Source organism: Pseudomonas rhizophila (assembly GCF_003033885.1).
GTDB lineage: Bacteria > Pseudomonadota > Gammaproteobacteria > Pseudomonadales > Pseudomonadaceae > Aquipseudomonas > Aquipseudomonas rhizophila.
Genome location: NZ_CP024081.1, coordinates 845,416 through 863,638, shown reverse-complemented (window position 1 = coordinate 863,638; position 18,223 = coordinate 845,416). Strand labels below are relative to the sequence as shown.

Genomic DNA, 18,223 nt, shown 5'->3' with positions numbered 1-18,223 from the left:
CGCGGTACGGATCCATTCAAATTGTTTTTCCGACCGCGGTCCCTGCCCGCCGGATAACTGCTTCTGGTGCTTTACGCTGCACACCCGGGTCAGTTGCCAACCCTCTGAACCGTTAAGGCCGGTTCATCGCTGCCTGTTGGTGGAACTAAAGAGCTTCGTTGCCAGCCGCTTTGTCGAGCGGCTTGGACACAGAATATGCATGAATGCATATACAGTCAATGCGTAAATGCATTTATTTATGCGCATCGAATGCATAGGCGCATAAAGCCCAGCAAACACAGGGGTCAGGGGATTTTCACAGGCGTAAAAAAACCCGCACGATGGCGGGTTTTATCTGACAGCGGAGGGGTTAACGGGCGTACATGCCCCACCAGAAGACGTGGCCGAGGATGACGATTTGCTCATCCTGCATGTCCTGGAAGGTGTAGTCCTCATCCGGATGCTCGTCGCGGTTGAAGCTGCGCAGACGGATGCCGGTGGGCAAACGATAAAGCTGCTTTACCCGCAGTTGACCGTTGTGGTTGATGGCATAGAGATCGCCGTCGACGATGTCGCCGATCCCGCACTTGCCTGCGTTCACCCCGACCGTGGCGCCATCGCGCAGCACTGGCAACATGCTGTTGCCGCGTACCGTCACGCATTTGGCCTGGTCGAACTGCACGCCGTTATGACGCAGGCTGCGCTTGCCAAAGCGCAGGCTTGAGCGCTCGCTTTCCTCGATGACGAATCTTCCTGATCCAGCAGCCAATTCAACCTCACGCAGAAAAGGGACCGACACCTCGTCTTCTTCGACGGGGGTGTCGTCATCCCACAGGCTTATGTCCTTGAGTTCGGAATGCGGCTCGTCGCGGCGCGGATGGCCGGCAGACGCAATGTCCGCGCGCCCGCGCAACTGATCGGTACTCACGGCAAAGTATTCGGCGATCTTCGAGATGTGTTTATCCGAAGGATCGACAATCTTGCCACTGAGAATCCGCGACAGGGTTGACTGAGGCACGCCGGTACGACGGTGAAGCTCCGTGGGGGAGATCCCGTGCTGATCGAGCAGTGCCCTTAATACGGTAGAAACGTTGCGTTTTTGCATAACGCGCATGATGCGGGTTCTTTTTGCAGAAGACAAATGCTGTTTTGCATAAGTGTGCATATCGATGGTGAAGTGTTTCCGTCCAACATCAATGCAAGCTGACCCAGCGCTATCGCGAGCAGGCTCGCTCTCACAGGGGATTTGGGGTGTATGCGAGGTCTGTGAACGACTCGGTAAAACTGTGGGAGCGAGCCTGCTCGCGAAGACCACAGCACATTCAACATCAATGCAAGCTGATCCACCGCTTTCGCTAGCAGGCTCGCTCCCACAGGGGATTTGGGGTGTATGCGAGGTCCGTGAACGACTCGGTAAAACTGTGGGAGCGAGCCTGCTCGCGATGACGGCGGCACATTCAACACCGATGCAGGCGGCCCTAACGCGCTGGGCTGGTGTCAGCTATTGTCGGCACTTGGAAAAACCCCTACAACCTCTTGGGAAACCGCCCGATCTGCCTCCTTCAAATTTGCGAGGCCGGGCTACGTCGCCTTGCGCCTCTGCCTACAACTGCGCCAGAATCCGCCGGCTTGTCCACCTTGGATCCAATTAGTACTTTTGATCCCGTCACTGCCCATCAGTGATCGGGTTTAGTCGCTCGGTATTCCAAGGTGCTCATTGCTCCATTCAGTCAGGTATCCCCATTCCTGCACTTGATGGTGGCTGTGCGCAGGGCGCCCTCGGGCGCGCCGGTTCCTTGGATCCCCGGTCGACTAACCTGCGTACAGCTGCCCCCCCTCGTTTAGTCGCGAGTGAGCGGTGGCTCAACCTCAAGGATCCAAAAGCATGTTCAAGAACACTCCAAATCCCCCAACCTCAGACGATCACATCGCCCGCACCCAATCGGCCAAAGCCAAAAAACTCGACGAAGCCGCCACCCGCGCTCTGGACTACTACCTCAAGCCGCCAGCCGACAAAGAAACATCCGACACACTCGATACCCTTTACGTCATCGCTCCGAACATCGACGCCGAGTGCCTGCTCGCCAACCTCAGCGAAACCCTGGCCTCGGCCAACGCCATGGTCAGTGATCTGGCATTCGACCTGGAGGGCTCGCGACGGCATATCGCGCTGGGGGTCCAGCAGATGATCGAACTGGGGCAGTTGCTGGCGAATCGGACGCTGGATGTGGTTGAGCCCGAGGTAGGCATTCATGATGCAAGCCGAGACCTAAGAGAAGCCCGAGTAATCACTGTGGGAGCGAGCTTGCTCGCGATAGCGGTAGTCCAGTTACAACTAAGTTGTATTGGCAGCCGTCATCGCGAGCAGGCTCGCTCCCACAATTGGATCGGCGTACAGCCAGAGCACCAGGCCGGCTGTCAGACCGCCTTCGCGAGCAGGCTCGCTCCCACAGGAGAAACGCGAACCCACCAAGAACCAGGCCGGCTGTCAGGCCGCCTCGCGGTGGACGTTGATCTCGGCGCCCCGTTAACCACGATGGCCGAACGCAGGTATTGCGTAGTGGGTATCCCGGCATGGATGCCGGGATAGCCGCGCTGGACCATGGATGGTCCTTCGCGGCGGGCCCACGGAGCAATGCCGGAGTGAGGGCACACCGAGCCTAGGCGAGGTGCCAAGTGGTGGGGCAAAAGCGTTTTGCTTACTTTTGCGCTTCTCAAAAGTGAGCCGCCGTAAGGGCGGAACCATAAGCAGCCGTTACCGCAGCAACGGATATACACCCCCCCGATACACCCAACCCCAAAAACCACTCACATATGGGTCGCACCAGACCGCCCATGTTAACCTTGCGCCCATCGCGGAAAAGCCGGGCCAATGCCCCTCCTTTTGCCCCACACCTTTCAACGAGCCTCCCTGACACCCATGAATACAGCCGTAAACGACCTCTCCAGCCACACGCCAATGATGCAACAATACTGGCGCCTGAAGAATCAGCACCCCGATCAGCTGATGTTCTACCGCATGGGCGACTTCTACGAGATCTTCTACGAGGACGCGAAGAAGGCCGCCAAGCTATTGGACATCACCCTGACGGCGCGTGGGCAATCGGCGGGCATGGCGATTCCGATGTGTGGGATTCCTTACCACGCGGCGGAAGGTTACCTGGCCAAGCTGGTCAAGCTCGGCGAGTCGGTGGTGATCTGCGAGCAGGTCGGCGACCCGGCCACCAGTAAAGGGCCGGTGGAACGCCAAGTCGTACGGATCATCACGCCGGGTACGGTCAGTGATGAAGCCTTGCTGGATGAACGCCGGGACAACCTGATCGCCGCCGTGCTGGGCGATGAGCGCCTGTTCGGCCTGGCGGTGCTGGACATCACCAGCGGCAATTTCTCGGTGCTGGAAATCAAGGGCTGGGAAAATCTGCTGGCGGAGCTGGAGCGGGTCAATCCGGTGGAATTACTGATCCCGGATGACTGGCCCAAAGACCTGCCGGCGGAAAAACGCCGTGGCGTTCGGCGCCGGGCGCCGTGGGATTTTGAGCGCGACTCGGCGCTGAAAAGTCTCTGCCAGCAGTTCTCCACTCAGGACCTTAAAGGCTTCGGTTGCGAAAACCTGACCCTGGCCATCGGCGCGGCCGGCTGCCTGCTGGCTTACGCCAAGGAAACCCAGCGCACCACCCTGCCCCACTTGCGCAGCCTGCGTCATGAGCGCCTGGATGACACCGTGGTGCTGGACGGCGCGAGCCGACGCAATCTGGAACTGGACACCAACCTGGCCGGCGGGCGCGACAACACCCTGCAATCGGTGGTCGATCGCTGCCAGACCGCCATGGGCAGCCGTCTGCTGACCCGTTGGCTGAACCGTCCGCTGCGAGACCTGACGGTGCTGCTGGCGCGTCAGAGCTCCATTACCTGCCTGCTGGATCGTTATCGCTTCGAGCAGTTGCAACCGCAGCTCAAGGAAATCGGGGACATCGAGCGGATCCTGGCGCGTATCGGCCTGCGCAACGCCCGCCCCCGTGACCTGGCGCGCCTGCGCGATGCCCTCGGCGCCCTGCCCGAGCTTCAGGTGGCGATGACCGACCTGGAAGCGCCGCACCTGCAACAACTGGCGCGCACCACCAGCACTTACCCGGAGCTGGCCGCGCTGCTGGAAAAAGCCATTATCGACAACCCGCCAGCGGTGATCCGTGACGGCGGTGTGCTGAAAACCGGCTACGACGCCGAACTCGACGAGTTGCAATCGCTGAGCGAGAACGCCGGGCAGTTCCTGATCGACCTCGAAGCCCGGGAAAAAGCCCGTACCGGCCTGGCCAACCTCAAGGTCGGTTACAACCGTATCCACGGTTACTTCATCGAATTGCCGAGCAAACAGGCCGAACAGGCGCCGGCTGACTACATTCGTCGCCAGACGCTCAAAGGCGCCGAGCGTTTCATCACCCCGGAACTCAAGGCGTTCGAAGACAAGGCGTTGTCGGCCAAGAGCCGTGCCCTGGCCCGGGAAAAGATGCTCTATGAGGCGCTGCTCGAAGACTTGATCAGCCAACTGCCGCCGCTGCAGGACACCGCCGGCGCCTTGGCGGAGCTGGACGTGCTGAGCAACCTGGCCGAACGCGCGCTGAACCTGGACCTCAACTGCCCGCGGTTTGTCAGCGAGCCGTGCATGCGCATCACCCAGGGTCGTCACCCGGTGGTTGAGCAGGTATTGACCACGCCGTTCGTGGCCAACGACCTGAGCCTGGATGACAACACCCGCATGCTGGTGATCACCGGTCCGAACATGGGCGGTAAATCCACCTACATGCGTCAGACCGCCTTGATCGTGCTGCTGGCCCACATTGGCAGTTTCGTGCCGGCAGCCAGTTGCGAATTGTCCCTGGTGGACCGGATCTTTACCCGCATCGGTTCCAGCGATGACCTGGCCGGCGGGCGTTCGACCTTCATGGTGGAAATGAGCGAAACCGCGAACATCCTGCACAACGCCACCGAACGCAGCCTGGTGCTGATGGACGAGGTCGGACGCGGCACCAGCACCTTCGACGGCCTGTCCCTGGCTTGGGCAGCGGCCGAACGGCTGGCGCACCTGCGGGCGTACACCCTGTTTGCCACCCACTATTTCGAACTCACCGTACTGCCGGAAAGCCAGCCGCTGGTGGCTAACGTGCATCTCAATGCCACCGAGCACAACGAGCGCATCGTGTTCCTGCACCATGTACTGCCCGGCCCGGCCAGCCAGAGCTACGGCCTGGCGGTAGCGCAACTGGCCGGCGTACCCAGCGAAGTGATCAGCCGTGCGCGCGAGCACCTGAGCCGTCTGGAAACCACCAGCCTGCCCCACGAAACACCGCGTCCGAGCAAAGGCAAACCGGCGGCTCCGCAGCAGAGCGACCTGTTCGCCAGCCTGCCGCATCCGGTGCTTGATGAACTGGCCAAAGTGGATCTGGACGACCTGACGCCACGTCGGGCACTTGAATTGCTTTATTCATTGAAGACACGGATCTAACGCACTGGCGTTCAAGCTGGTAGAATCTCGCGCGGTTTGGGATGCTGCGGACTATTAGCCTGGTCCGCAGACTATCGCTCCCGAACCTGGCGAGCCCACCGTGAAGGGGTTCCGCTGCCGCCGCCTGAGGAGAGAATTAGAAATGACCTTCGTCGTCACCGACAACTGCATCAAGTGCAAGTACACCGACTGCGTAGAAGTCTGTCCGGTGGACTGCTTTTACGAAGGGCCGAACTTCCTGGTCATTCACCCGGACGAGTGCATCGATTGCGCCCTGTGTGAACCGGAATGCCCGGCGAATGCCATCTTCTCGGAAGACGAAGTGCCGGCCGGCATGGAGAACTTCATCGAGCTGAACGCTGAACTGGCGGACATCTGGCCAAACATCACCGAAAAGAAAGACGAGTTGCCAGACGCCAAAGAGTGGGATGGCAAACCAGACAAGCTCAAAGACCTCGAACGCTGATATCACCCTGCGCTCGTTGAAAAAGGCCCCTTGCGGGCCTTTTTGTTTTCTCGGATTCAATAAATCGCAGGCAAAAAAAAGGGGCGGTTTGACCCGCCCACATTTTTTCCCTAATCCCTTTGATCCTTTTCATCGTCCTGATGAATCGCATCCTGCGATGTCCTTCCTTCCCCATCGTCCGTGACAGGTGTGTCTGTCCGTCGACACAGGACTGATATTAGTATTTTCCCCAGCGAGTGCAATTGGCCAAACGCCGTCGCCGTGCCTCGTCACAGGACTGAAATACATAAAAATATAGCTATATATCAACAACATACGAAAAATACGACGGCCTTTATAGTCGTCTATCCCTTCGACGGGAAACCAAACGCTTACGCAACACTAGGCAAAAGCTTACACGCCAAGCCGGCAAACAGAGTAAGCGCTGCAACAGCCGCCAAAGAAACGAAAAAGCCCCGAACCAGTCGGGGCTTTTCTTATTACGCGTGCGTTCCCGTTATTGGAACAACGACTCGCTCGACAGGCCGTTCTTCTCCAGGATCTCCCGAAGACGTTTAAGGCCTTCGACCTGAATCTGCCTGACCCGCTCACGGGTCAGCCCAATTTCCAGGCCCACATCTTCAAGGGTGCTGCTTTCATGACCGCGCAAGCCGAAGCGGCGAATCACCACTTCCCGTTGCTTGTCCGTGAGCTCCGAGAGCCACTGGTCGATGCTCTGGGACAAGTCATCGTCCTGGAGCAGTTCGCACGGGTCGGTAGGTCGGTCATCGGTGAGCGTGTCCAGCAGGGTCTTATCCGAGTCCGGCCCCAGCGAGACATCAACCGAAGAAACCCGCTCGTTGAGCCCAAGCATGCGCTTGACCTCGCCCACCGGTTTCTCCAGCAGGTTGGCGATCTCTTCGGGTGAGGGTTCGTGGTCGAGCTTTTGGGTGAGTTCACGGGCAGCCCGCAGGTAGACGTTCAGCTCCTTGACCACATGGATCGGCAACCGGATGGTCCGGGTCTGATTCATGATCGCCCGCTCGATGGTCTGGCGAATCCACCAGGTCGCGTAGGTCGAGAAACGGAAGCCTCGCTCGGGGTCGAATTTCTCGACAGCGCGAATCAGCCCCAGGTTACCCTCTTCGATCAGGTCCAGCAGCGATAGGCCACGATTGACGTAGCGTCGGGCGATTTTCACCACCAGGCGCAGGTTGCTTTCAATCATGCGTTTTCGCCCGGCCGGGTCGCCACTTTGCGACAGACGCGCAAAATGAACTTCTTCCTCGGGGGAGAGCAGCGGCGAGAAGCCGATTTCGTTGAGGTACAGCTGAGTGGCGTCCAGCGCCCGTGTGTAGTCGATGTACTTATGTTGTTTAAGCGAAGCGGAGTGTCTGGATTTGGCACGAACGGAAGGTGGAGTCGCCCCTTCATCATTCGACATCGAATCCATAGCGATGCCGGTCTCCATAAGGAGAACCTCATCGTCGATGTCAAACTCCGGCACTTCTTTACTGAGAGCCATTGTTATAGTCCTTTGGTGAGTTCGACCTCAAGCTCAAGCGACGCCTTTATCCTTGGCAACGCTGGAGCCTGTTCCCTCTACGTGACGGAACAGGCTGACAATCAAATCAACGACGTGGCAGGAATTGCAGCGGATCGACTGGCTTACCTTGTCGGCGAATCTCAAAATGCAGTTTCACCCGGTCCGTTCCCGTTGATCCCATTTCGGCAATTTTTTGCCCGACCTTGACCTGCTGCCCCTCCCGAACCAACAGCCTGCGGTTGTGACCGTAGGCACTGACGTAGGTATCGCTGTGTTTGATGATCACGAGTTCGCCGTAGCCCCTTAAACCACTCCCGGCGTACACAACCGTGCCATCAGACGCGGCTAAAACAGGCTGTCCCAAATCCCCGGCGATATCAATTCCTTTATTCAAACTACCGTTTGAAGAGAATTTTCCAATAAGAACGCCATTAGAAGGCCATCCCCAGCCGCTCGGGCTGGGGCCTGGCGCGGGGGTAGGAGCAGGTGTCGGTTTGCTCGCGACGGACGGTACTGTTGCCGTTGCGGCACCGACCGGACGTTGAATCACCGTGGTTCTACTCGACGACGAAGCCGTCGAACCGGACTGAGTCACCACCGCGGTAGGCGTTGAACCACTGCGCCCATCAAAGCGAATTCTCTGACCCGGATGAATCGTATAAGGCGCAGGAATGTTGTTTCGCGCTGCGAGCGCTTTGTAGTCCCAGCCATAGCGAAAAGCGATGGAAAACAGCGTATCACCGCGACGGACTACATACTGACCGGTCGTTACTGTAGGACGTTGAGGCGTTGCGTTGGTGCGATCGACAACCCGGACGTTACCCGACGGGGTACTGGAGCAACCGACCAGCAAGGTACTCAAGACAAGGCCAGTCACCAGGCGCTGAAAGCTCGTGATACCCATACGCTGCGCAATGACTGTGAGACTCACCCGCCGCTCCCTTTGTGGTGGTTGAAAAATTGGAAACTGCCTGTGCAGGCAACGGTATTACAAATACAGCTGGCCGCAACCCCACCTCTATTAATGAAGCTCGAGGCGCTGCCGCACACGTTTGCTCGACGCCGTTGCAATCCGTTTAACCAATCAACGGTTAATTGATCAGCGCCGGTGTAAGACACAACCCACGCCACGGAATTCAGCGTCTGTTTATAAATGCTCAGGCCAATGGCCCGTTAAGCAACGGAACAAACCGAACCGCCCCCAGCACGTGACGTGAAAAACCCTGTTCTTCGCGCACGATCAGCATCAACTGCTGGACTTCACCAGCCCCCACCGGAATGACCAACCGGCCGCCGGGGGCCAGTTGATCCAGCAAGGCCTGGGGCACATCAGTGGCAACGGCGGTCACGATGATGCCGTTATAAGGTGCCAGGGCCGGCCAGCCTTCCCAGCCATCGCCCCAGCGAAACACCACATTGCGCAGGTTCAGTTCCACCAGGCGTTCCTTGGCGCGATCCTGCAGCACCTTGATCCGCTCCACGGAAAACACCCGCTCCACCAGCTGCGACAACACCGCCGTCTGGTAACCCGAACCGGTGCCAATCTCCAGCACCTTGTCCAGCGGCCCCGCCTCCAGCAGCAACTCGCTCATGCGGGCCACCATATAAGGCTGGGAAATGGTCTGGTTGTGGCCGATCGGCAATGCGGTGTCTTCGTAGGCGCGATGGGCCAAGGCTTCATCGACGAACAAATGCCGTGGGGTGCGGCGAATCACTTCCAGCACCTGAGCGTTGGAAAGGCCTTCTTCATAGAGCCGTTGAATCAGGCGCTCCCGGGTACGCTGGGAGGTCATGCCGATTCCGCGGCGCAGTATATCGTCTTGCTCGCGAGCCATCAGCGCAGCCCCTCCAGCCAGCCATCGAGCGTTCGAAAAGCATCGTTGAAGGTCCGATCCAGCTGCAACGGCGTTATCGAGACATAGCCTTGCATCACTGCATGAAAATCGGTGCCCGGCCCGCCATCCTCGGCATCACCGGCGGCGGCGATCCAGTAACCAGCCTTGCCCCGGGGATCGACCACCTGCATGGGTTTGGCCGCGCGGGCGCGATGACCCAGGCGAGTGAGCTGGATGCCTCGGATGTGATCCAGTGGCAGGTTCGGAATATTCACGTTCAGCACCGTGCGCGGTGGCAGGTCCAGCTCGCCATGGGCCTCGACCAACTTGCGAGCGAAGTAGGCGGCAGTAGGCAGATTATCGACTTGCCGCGAAACAAACGAAAAGGCAAACGACGGATGCCCGAGGAAACGGCCCTCAAGGGCGGCGGCCACGGTGCCGGAATAAAGCACGTCATCCCCCAGGTTGGCCCCCAGGTTGATGCCCGAAACCACCATGTCCGGCTCGCGCTCCAGCAAGCCGTTGAGGCCCAGGTGCACGCAGTCGGTGGGGGTGCCGTTGAGGCTGATGAAACCATTATCCAGATAGCACGGGTGCAATGGTCGGTCGAGCGTCAGCGAACTGCTGGCGCCGCTTTTGTCCTGGTCCGGGGCGATGACCACGCATTCGGCAAAATCCGCCAGCGCAGCATAAAGCGCGGCAAGGCCGGGTGCTGTCACCCCGTCGTCGTTAGAAATCAGAATACGCATGGGCTGTCCGTCTGCCCCACCGGCACCAGATCGACGAGTTCGCGCACCAAGACAGTGGCGAAACATCCGGCCGGCAGGACGAATTCCAGTTGCAGAATGTCAGGCGAGGGATAATGCCACGACAGGCCGCCAATGGGCAGTCGCAGGATGCGACGTTCGTGACTCATTCCCGCGTTTATCAACCAGTCGCGCAGATCGGCCTCCGCCTCGGCGATGGCCTGCTCCAGATCATGGACCGCGCCGGCGGCAGGCGAAGGTCCCTCGCCCCACTGCGGCCCGGTGGGGTGCAGGTCGAGAATCGCTAGGCGTGGGTCACTGCACTCGGCCTCGCCGGCGGGGAAAAAACTGCGGCTGTCGGTGAAGGCCAGCAAGTCGCCCACCTGCGCGTGCTGCCAGGTGCCATCGGCCACCCGAGCCGCCAACACCCGGTTGAAGAGAAAACTGCGGGCGGTGGACAACAGCCGCGAACGCACATTGCGCTGTTCCGGCAAAGCCTTGCGCGCCGCCCAGGCGCGGGCATCGACGAGGTTACCGCCGTCATGCCCGAAGCGCTGGGCGCCGAAATAATTGGGAATGCCCAGACGGGCGATCTGTTGCAGACGCGCATCGATCGCCGCTGGATCGCCCTTGAACTGGGTCAGGCGCAAAGTAAAGCCATTGGCCGAGTGCGCGCCGCGTTGCAGCTTGCGTTTATGGCGACCGGTCTTGAGGATCTTCAGCGTTTCGTTTTCCGCCGCCGACAGGTCCGGGTCGGCCTTGCCCGGCAACTGGACGCTGAACCACTGGCGGGTCAGCGCCTGGCGGTCCTTGAGACCGGCATAACTGACGGTGCGCAACGATACGCCGGCGGCCTTGGCAATTCGCCGGGCCGCCTCTTCAGTGTTCAAACCGCGTTTTTCAACCCAGATCCATAAGTGCTCGCCTTCGCCCGTGAGCGGGATGTCGAGCACTTCGTCGACCTGAAAATCTTCAGCAGTGGCCTTGAGTACTGCGCTGCCCAGCGACTCGCCGTAGGCACGGGGGCCTAATAGTTCCAGTTCGGTCATGGGCGCAGCAACAAGGCAACGCTATGAACGGCAATGCCTTCTTCGCGACCGACGAAACCAAGTTTCTCGGTGGTGGTGGCTTTCACGTTGACCTGGTCCAGCTCAACTTGCAGGTCCTCGGCAATCAACCGACGCATCGTTTCGATGTGTGGCGCCATTTTTGGCGCCTGGGCGACGATGGTGTTATCGACATTGCCGACTTTCCAGCCCTTGGCGTGGATCAGCGAGACCACGTGGCGCAGCAGCACCCGGCTGTCGGCGCCCTTGAACTGCGGGTCGGTGTCGGGGAAATGTCTGCCAATATCCCCCAGCGCAGCCGCGCCAAGCAAGGCGTCGCTCAAGGCGTGCAGCAGGACGTCACCGTCAGAATGCGCGAGCAGCCCGAAGCTGTGTGCAATACGCACGCCGCCCAGAGTAATGAAGTCGCCTTCAGCGAAACGGTGAACATCGTAGCCGTGGCCAATACGCATAAAAAAACGCCCCGATTTTTGTCAGGGCGTGATTCTACCTGCATTCAGCGTGGGGAGCGCCCTCAATTAGCTCCCTCGCCAAGGGGAAACAGACTAAGAGCCCCCTAAAGCGTGGGCATGATGTTGCAAGTGATCCTCAATGAAGCTGGCGATGAAGAAGTAGCTGTGGTCGTAGCCCGGTTGCAGGCGCAGCTCCAACGGATGACCGGCAGCCTTGGCCGCTTGCTGCAAGGCTTCGGGCTTGAGCTGGTTGGCCAGGAAATCATCGCGATCGCCCTGATCCACCAGCAACGGCAGCTTTTCGCCAGCTTCGGCGATCAATGCACAGGCATCCCACTCACGCCACTTCGAGCGGTCTTCCCCCAGATAACGAGAAAACGCCTTCTGGCCCCACGGGCAATCCATCGGATTGTTGATCGGCGAAAACGCCGACACCGAGCGGTAACGCCCTGGGTTACGCAAAGCGCAGACCAGCGCGCCGTGGCCACCCATGGAGTGACCACTGATGCCGCGCTTATCCGAGGCCGGGAAATGCGCTTCGACCAAGGCCGGCAATTCCTGCACCACATAGTCATGCATCCGATAGTGCCGCGCCCACGGTTCCTGCGTGGCGTTCAGATAAAACCCCGCACCCAGGCCAAAGTCCCAGGCACCGTCCGGATCGCCCGGCACGTCGGCGCCGCGCGGGCTGGTGTCCGGCGCGACAATAATCAGGCCCAGCTCGGCAGCCATGCGCTGGGCGCCGGCCTTTTGCATGAAGTTCTCGTCGGTGCAGGTCAATCCGGACAACCAATACACCACAGGCAACTTACCGCCCTGCTCGGCCTGGGGCGGCAGGTACACGGCAAACACCATGTCACAACCAAGCACTTCGGAACGATGCCGGTAACGCTTGTGCCAGCCGCCGAAGCTTTTCTGGCAGGAAATGTTTTCAAGGCTCATGACCGACCTCAGAAATGAATAACGGTACGGATGCTCTTGCCTTCATGCATCAGGTCAAACGCCTTGTTGATATCCTCCAGGCCCATGGTGTGGGTGATGAAGGTATCCAGCGGAATCTCGCCCTTCTCGGCCATTTCCACGTAGCTTGGCAATTCGCTGCGCCCGCGCACGCCGCCAAACGCCGAACCGCGCCAGACGCGCCCGGTCACCAACTGGAATGGACGGGTGGCGATTTCCTGGCCGGCCCCGGCCACACCGATGATCACCGACTCGCCCCAGCCCTTGTGGCAGCATTCCAATGCGGCGCGCATCAACTGCACATTGCCGATGCACTCGAAGGAAAAGTCCACGCCGCCGTCCGTCATGTCGACGATGACTTCCTGGATCGGACGGTCGAAATCCTTCGGGTTGACGCAATCGGTGGCACCCAGTTGCTTGGCGATTTCGAACTTGGCCGGGTTGATGTCGATGGCAATGATGCGCGATGCCTTGGCTTTCACCGCACCAATCACCGCCGACAGGCCAATGCCGCCCAGGCCGAAGATCGCCAAGGTGTCACCCGGCTTGACCTTGGCGGTGTTGAGGACCGCGCCGATACCGGTGGTGACGCCGCAACCCAGCAGGCAGACTTTTTCCAGCGGCGCTTCTTTGGGGATTTTCGCCACGGAAATTTCTGGCAATACGGTGTATTCGGAGAACGTCGAGGTCCCCATGTAGTGGAAAATCGTCTCACCCTTGTAGGAAAAGCGCGAGGTGCCATCTGGCATCAAGCCTTTGCCTTGGGTGGCGCGAATCGCCTGACACAGGTTGGTCTTGCCCGACTTACAGAACTTGCACTGCCCGCATTCCGGCGTGTACAGCGGAATGACGTGATCGCCCACCGCCACCGACGTCACGCCTTCGCCGATGGCCTCGACAATAGCGCCGCCTTCATGGCCGAGGATCGACGGGAAGATCCCTTCCGGGTCGGCGCCCGACAAGGTGTAGGCATCGGTGTGGCAGACACCCGAGGCCACCACGCGCAGCAACACTTCGCCCGCCTTGGGCATGGCGACGTCGACTTCAACGATTTCCAGGGGTTTCTTGGCCTCGAAGGCAACGGCCGCGCGTGACTTGATCATGGGGAGTCTCCAGCAAATAAAAACAAGACAGGGAGTGTAATCCCTCACCGGACGATGAATAATCCAACCAAAAGCAAAACATTATTGCTGCACAGGGATAATCATTCATGTCCGATAACCGCTGGGAGGGCATTGACGAATTCGTCGCCGTGGCCGAATGCAGCCAATTCACCGCCGCCGCCGAACGCCTGGGGGTTTCGTCTTCCCACATCAGTCGACAAATCGTACGGCTTGAAGAGCGTCTGCAGACACGACTGCTGTATCGCAGTACCCGCCGGGTCACTCTGACCGAGGCCGGCCAGACGTTCTTGCAGCATTGCCAGCGCCTACAGGACGGACGCGAAGAAGCACTGCGGGCGGTGGGCGACCTCACCAGCGAACCCAAAGGCATGTTGCGCATGACCTGTGCCGTGGCCTACGGCGAGCGGTTCATTGTGCCGCTGGTGACACGGTTCATGACGCTTTATCCGCAATTGCGGGTGGACATCGAACTGAGCAACCGCCCCCTCGATCTGGTTCACGAAGGCCTGGACCTGGCGATTCGCCTGGGCCGTTTGCAGGACTCGCGCCTGGTTGCCACGCGCCTGGCGCCACGGCGCATGTACCTGTGCGCATCGGCGTCCTACCTGGAGCGCTACGGTCGCCCCCATAGCTTGTCGGAATTGAGCCGCCACAACTGCCTGATCGGCAGCTCCGACCTCTGGCAACTGGAGCAGAACGGGCGGGAATTTTCCCAACGAGTGCAGGGAAACTGGCGTTGTAACAGCGGGCAGGCGGTGCTGGATGCGGCTTTGCAAGGAGTGGGATTGTGTCAGTTGCCGGATTACTACGTGTTGGAGCATTTGCACAGCGGGGCGTTGATATCGCTGTTAGAGGCTCACCAGCCGCCGAATACAGCGGTGTGGGCGTTGTATCCGCAGCAACGGCATTTGTCGCCGAAGGTGCGCAAGTTGGTGGATTACTTGAAGGAGGGGTTGGCGCAGCGGCCGGAGTATCGGGGGTAACACTGGTTTTCATGTGACCTGAGCGATTGCTATCGCGAGCAGGCTCGCTCCCACACTGGATCTTCAGCGGCTACAAATTTTGTGTACAGCCAAAGTCCCTTGTGGGAGCGAGCCTGCTCGCGATGGCGATTCCACTTAATGGCGATTCGCCCAACGCTGGCGCAACCACTCCAGATCTTCAGGGCGTGTGACCTTGAGGTTATCGGCCCGCCCTTCGATCAGGCGTGGCGCTTGCCCCGCCCATTCCATGGCGGACGCTTCGTCGGTAATCATGGCATCGGCCACCAGGCTGTCAGCCAGGGCCCGGTGCAGGGCTCCGAGACGAAACATTTGCGGCGTGTAGGCTTGCCAGATGACGCTGCGGTCAACGGTTTCCACTACACGGCCGTGCTTGTCGACTCGCTTGAGGGTGTCACGCGCCGGCACAGCCAGGAGGCCGCCGACCGGATCATTCACCAGTTCCCTGAGCAATGTGTCCAGATCGTCCCGGGCCAGGTTGGGCCGGGCGGCGTCGTGCACCAAGACCCAGTCGTGATCATCGGCACCCTGTCCGTGAAGATGCAGCAAGGCATTGAGCACCGAATCCGAACGTTGTTCGCCACCGTCCACGCGCTGGATGCGTGTATCGCTGGCACAGGCCAGGGTCGGCCAATAAGGGTCATCGTGTGCAATACTGACCACCACGCCTTTTACGGTCGGATGATCGAGGAAACAGCCAAGGCTGTGTTCGAGAATTGTGCGTCCGCCCAGTTGCAGGTATTGCTTGGGACGGTCCGCAGCCATACGGGCGCCAACGCCCGCGGCAGGAATCACGGCCCAGAAGGCCGGCAAACGGATACTCATTGGGCCAACTGGTAGAGGGTTTCGCCCTCTTTAACCATGCCCAGTTCATGGCGAGCCCGCTCTTCAACGGTCTCCATGCCTTTTTTCAGTTCACTGACTTCGGCGTCCATCACCCGGTTACGCTCCAGCAACGCCTCGTTTTCGGCATGCTGTTCGGCAATCTGCTGAGTCAGGTCCGCCACTTGCGCCAGGCTGCCATTACCCACCCAAAGGCGGTACTGCAGGCCAGCCAGCAACAGGAGCAAGACAAGAAACAACCAATTGGGACTGCGCATCGAATCTCAGGTTTCCAGTGAAAAAGACAGCCATGCCACACTTTGAAGCGTCTGATAGCACGAAGCCTGGAAAAACCAGGCTTGTGCTTGATAAGGCATCAGATTAGAGGCAAAACCGCCGCTATTGCGACTTTTTTGACATCATCCGGTGTCTTTTTACCATCTACCGCTTAACCGCGAAACTCGGCACGACCGTTGTACTTGGCCTTGCCGTTCAACTGCTCTTCAATACGCAGCAGTTGGTTGTACTTGGAGACGCGATCGGAACGGCACAGCGAACCGGTCTTGATCTGGCCTGCCGCAGTGCCCACGGCCAGGTCGGCAATGGTCGAATCTTCGGTTTCGCCGGAGCGGTGGGAGATCACGGCAGTGTAGCCGGCGGCCTTGGCCATCTGGATGGCTTCCAGGGTTTCGGTCAGGGTGCCGATCTGGTTGAACTTGATCAGGATCGAGTTGGCGATCTTCTTGTCGATGCCTTCTTTCAGGATCTTGGTGTTGGTGACGAACAGGTCGTCGCCCACCAGCTGGGTTTTTTCGCCAATCTTGTCGGTGAGGATTTTCCAGCCGGCCCAGTCGGACTCGTCCAGGCCATCTTCGATGGAGATGATCGGGTAGCGCTCGGTCAGGCCCTTGAGGTAGTCGGCAAAACCTTCGGCGGTGAACACCTGGCCTTCACCGGACAGGTTGTACTTGCCGTCTTCGAAGAACTCACTGGCCGCGCAGTCCAGGGCCAGGGTCACGTCGGTGCCCAATTTGTAACCGGCGTTGGCCACGGCTTCGGAGATCACTTTCAGCGCGTCTTCGTTGGACGCCAGGTTCGGTGCGAAACCGCCTTCGTCGCCAACGGCAGTGCTCAGGCCACGGGCCTTCAGCACAGCCTTGAGGTGATGGAAAATCTCGGTGCCCATGCGCAGGCCTTCGGAGAAGGACTTGGCGCCCACTGGCTGGACCATGAATTCCTGGATGTCGACGTTGTTATCGGCGTGCTCGCCACCGTTGATGATGTTCATCATCGGCACCGGCATCGAGTAGACACCCGGGGTACCGTTGAGGTTGGCGATGTGTGCGTACAGCGGCAGGTCCTGGTCCTGGGCGGCAGCCTTGGCAGCGGCCAGGGACACGGCGAGGATCGCGTTGGCGCCCAGGGTGGCTTTGTTTTCGGTACCGTCGAGCTTGATCATCGCGTGATCGAGGGCTTTCTGGTCGGCAGGATCCTTGCCCAGCAACAGGTCACGGATCGGACCGTTGATGTTGGCGACGGCTTTGAGCACGCCCTTGCCCAGGTAACGGCTCTTGTCGCCATCACGCAGCTCCAGCGCTTCGCGCGAGCCAGTGGAAGCACCGGACGGCGCGCAGGCGCTGCCGATGATACCGTTGTCGAGAAGCACGTCCGCTTCAACAGTGGGGTTGCCACGGGAGTCGAGAACTTCACGACCTTTGATGTCGACGATTTTTGCCATTGTTGTAAACACTCCAAAGTTGACGAAACGCTGTAACAGTAAGGCTTGCCGACGACGGTCCCGAAGGACGTCATCGCTGGCAAGCCATGCTCCCACAAAAGCAGTGCGGCCAGCGGGCCAGAGCGATAATCGAGCGGTACTTTACCGGAGAAAACCGCGTTACGCGGTTTCTATCGTCGGAAAACTCTTGACCAGTTCGTCCAACGCCTTGAGCTGAGACAAGAAGGGTTCCAGCTTGTTCAAGCGCAAGGCACAAGGGCCGTCACACTTGGCATTGTCCGGGTCCGGGTGGGCCTCGAGGAACAGACCTGCCAGGGACTGGCTCATGCCGGCCTTGGCCAGGTCGGTGACCTGGGCGCGACGCCCCCCTGCGGAATCGGAACGACCACCGGGCATTTGCAGCGCGTGGGTCACGTCGAAGAACACCGGGTATTCGAACTGCTTCATGATGCCGAAACCAAGCATGTCCACCACCAGGTTGTTGTAGCCGAAGCTCGAACCACGCTCGCAGAGGATCAACTGGTCATTGCCGGCCTCTTCGCACTTGCTCAGGATGTGCTTCATTTCCTGGGGCGCGAGGAACTGGGCTTTCTTGATGTTGATCACCGCACCGGTCTTGGCCATCGCGACCACCAGGTCGGTCTGGCGCGACAGGAAGGCCGGCAGCTGGATGATGTCGCAGACCTCAGCGACCACTGCGGCCTGGGCAGGCTCGTGGACGTCGGTGATGATCGGCACGCCGAAGGCTTGCTTGATGTCCTGGAAGATGCGCATGCCCTCTTCCAGGCCCGGGCCACGGTAAGAGGTCACGGACGAGCGATTGGCCTTGTCGAAACTGGCCTTGAAGACATAAGGGATGCCCAGCTTCTGGGTGACCTTCACGTACTCCTCGCAGACCTGCATCGCCATGTCGCGGCTTTCCAGTACGTTCATGCCGCCGAACAGCACCATGGGCTTGTCGTTGGCAATCTCGATGTCGCCGACGCGAATGATCTTCTGGGCCATCGT

Annotated in this window: 16 protein-coding genes and 1 pseudogene; 4 read left to right on the top strand and 13 right to left on the bottom strand. The window is 59.6% G+C overall.

Annotated elements, in window-relative coordinates:
* Positions 1–349: 349 nt before the first annotated feature.
* Complete coding sequence (locus CRX69_RS03975; protein ID WP_047230040.1) at positions 350–1,084, bottom strand: LexA family transcriptional regulator; 735 nt, start codon at positions 1,082–1,084, stop codon at positions 350–352.
* 780 nt (positions 1,085–1,864) lie between these two features.
* On the opposite strand from CRX69_RS03975, the pseudogene CRX69_RS03965 reads away from it, so the two are divergent.
* The 3 genes and pseudogenes from CRX69_RS03965 to fdxA form a co-directional block, all read left to right on the top strand.
* A pseudogene (locus CRX69_RS03965) lies at positions 1,865–2,218 on the top strand (DUF6124 family protein); the annotation flags it as partial.
* Between the two features lie 681 nt (positions 2,219–2,899).
* Entirely contained in the window at positions 2,900–5,479 is a 2,580-nt protein-coding gene (mutS, locus tag CRX69_RS03960; protein ID WP_107321578.1) for a DNA mismatch repair protein MutS, read from the top strand.
* Positions 5,480–5,621: 142 nt separating this feature from the next.
* On the top strand, positions 5,622–5,945 hold the full coding sequence (gene fdxA, locus CRX69_RS03955) for a ferredoxin FdxA (protein WP_076386173.1): 324 nt from the start codon (positions 5,622–5,624) through the stop codon (positions 5,943–5,945).
* A gap of 496 nt (positions 5,946–6,441) precedes the next feature.
* Here the strand turns inward: fdxA and rpoS are convergent, their stop codons facing one another.
* The 8 genes from rpoS to CRX69_RS03915 all read right to left on the bottom strand — a co-directional run bounded on the left by rpoS (position 6,442) and on the right by CRX69_RS03915 (position 13,633).
* Positions 6,442–7,449, bottom strand: coding sequence for an RNA polymerase sigma factor RpoS (gene rpoS, locus CRX69_RS03950; RefSeq protein WP_047227588.1), 1,008 nt, complete (start codon positions 7,447–7,449; stop codon positions 6,442–6,444).
* Between the two features lie 106 nt (positions 7,450–7,555).
* Entirely contained in the window at positions 7,556–8,401 is an 846-nt protein-coding gene (locus CRX69_RS03945; RefSeq protein WP_047227587.1) for a peptidoglycan DD-metalloendopeptidase family protein, read from the bottom strand.
* 226 nt (positions 8,402–8,627) lie between these two features.
* On the bottom strand, positions 8,628–9,263 hold the full coding sequence (locus tag CRX69_RS03940) for a protein-L-isoaspartate(D-aspartate) O-methyltransferase (RefSeq protein ID WP_171061419.1): 636 nt from the start codon (positions 9,261–9,263) through the stop codon (positions 8,628–8,630).
* A gap of 41 nt (positions 9,264–9,304) precedes the next feature.
* Positions 9,305–10,054 (bottom strand): 5'/3'-nucleotidase SurE, encoded by a 750-nt coding sequence (gene surE / locus CRX69_RS03935; protein WP_047227585.1) that lies wholly within the window; start codon positions 10,052–10,054, stop codon positions 9,305–9,307.
* The gene (gene truD / locus CRX69_RS03930; protein ID WP_047227584.1) at positions 10,042–11,100 is read right to left on the bottom strand and encodes a tRNA pseudouridine(13) synthase TruD; all 1,059 of its coding nucleotides are present in this window, start codon (positions 11,098–11,100) and stop codon (positions 10,042–10,044) included. Before truD ends, surE begins: the two co-directional genes overlap by 13 nt.
* Entirely contained in the window at positions 11,097–11,570 is a 474-nt protein-coding gene (ispF, locus tag CRX69_RS03925; RefSeq protein ID WP_047227583.1) for a 2-C-methyl-D-erythritol 2,4-cyclodiphosphate synthase, read from the bottom strand. The genes truD and ispF overlap by 4 nt, the downstream gene beginning before the upstream one ends.
* A 93-nt stretch (positions 11,571–11,663) precedes the next feature.
* Positions 11,664–12,512: an S-formylglutathione hydrolase gene (gene fghA / locus CRX69_RS03920; RefSeq protein ID WP_047227582.1), complete on the bottom strand. Its 849-nt coding sequence runs from the start codon at positions 12,510–12,512 to the stop codon at positions 11,664–11,666.
* Positions 12,513–12,520: 8 nt separating this feature from the next.
* Positions 12,521–13,633: an S-(hydroxymethyl)glutathione dehydrogenase/class III alcohol dehydrogenase gene (locus tag CRX69_RS03915; RefSeq protein ID WP_107321577.1), complete on the bottom strand. Its 1,113-nt coding sequence runs from the start codon at positions 13,631–13,633 to the stop codon at positions 12,521–12,523.
* Positions 13,634–13,740: 107 nt separating this feature from the next.
* On the opposite strand from CRX69_RS03915, the gene CRX69_RS03910 reads away from it, so the two are divergent.
* On the top strand, positions 13,741–14,637 hold the full coding sequence (locus tag CRX69_RS03910; RefSeq protein ID WP_047227581.1) for a LysR substrate-binding domain-containing protein: 897 nt from the start codon (positions 13,741–13,743) through the stop codon (positions 14,635–14,637).
* A gap of 135 nt (positions 14,638–14,772) precedes the next feature.
* Here CRX69_RS03910 and ispD read toward each other — a convergent pair whose 3' ends face one another.
* The 4 genes from ispD to kdsA form a co-directional block, all read right to left on the bottom strand.
* Positions 14,773–15,480 (bottom strand): 2-C-methyl-D-erythritol 4-phosphate cytidylyltransferase, encoded by a 708-nt coding sequence (gene ispD / locus CRX69_RS03905; protein WP_047227580.1) that lies wholly within the window; start codon positions 15,478–15,480, stop codon positions 14,773–14,775.
* Positions 15,477–15,755: a cell division protein FtsB gene (gene ftsB / locus CRX69_RS03900; RefSeq protein ID WP_047227579.1), complete on the bottom strand. Its 279-nt coding sequence runs from the start codon at positions 15,753–15,755 to the stop codon at positions 15,477–15,479. The genes ispD and ftsB overlap by 4 nt, the downstream gene beginning before the upstream one ends.
* Before the next feature lie 170 nt (positions 15,756–15,925).
* The gene (gene eno / locus CRX69_RS03895) at positions 15,926–17,215 is read right to left on the bottom strand and encodes a phosphopyruvate hydratase (RefSeq protein ID WP_047227578.1); all 1,290 of its coding nucleotides are present in this window, start codon (positions 17,213–17,215) and stop codon (positions 15,926–15,928) included.
* 159 nt (positions 17,216–17,374) lie between these two features.
* A complete protein-coding gene (gene kdsA, locus CRX69_RS03890) occupies positions 17,375–18,220 on the bottom strand; it encodes a 3-deoxy-8-phosphooctulonate synthase (RefSeq protein WP_047227577.1) in 846 nt (281 codons plus the stop codon).
* Positions 18,221–18,223 lie beyond the last annotated feature (3 nt).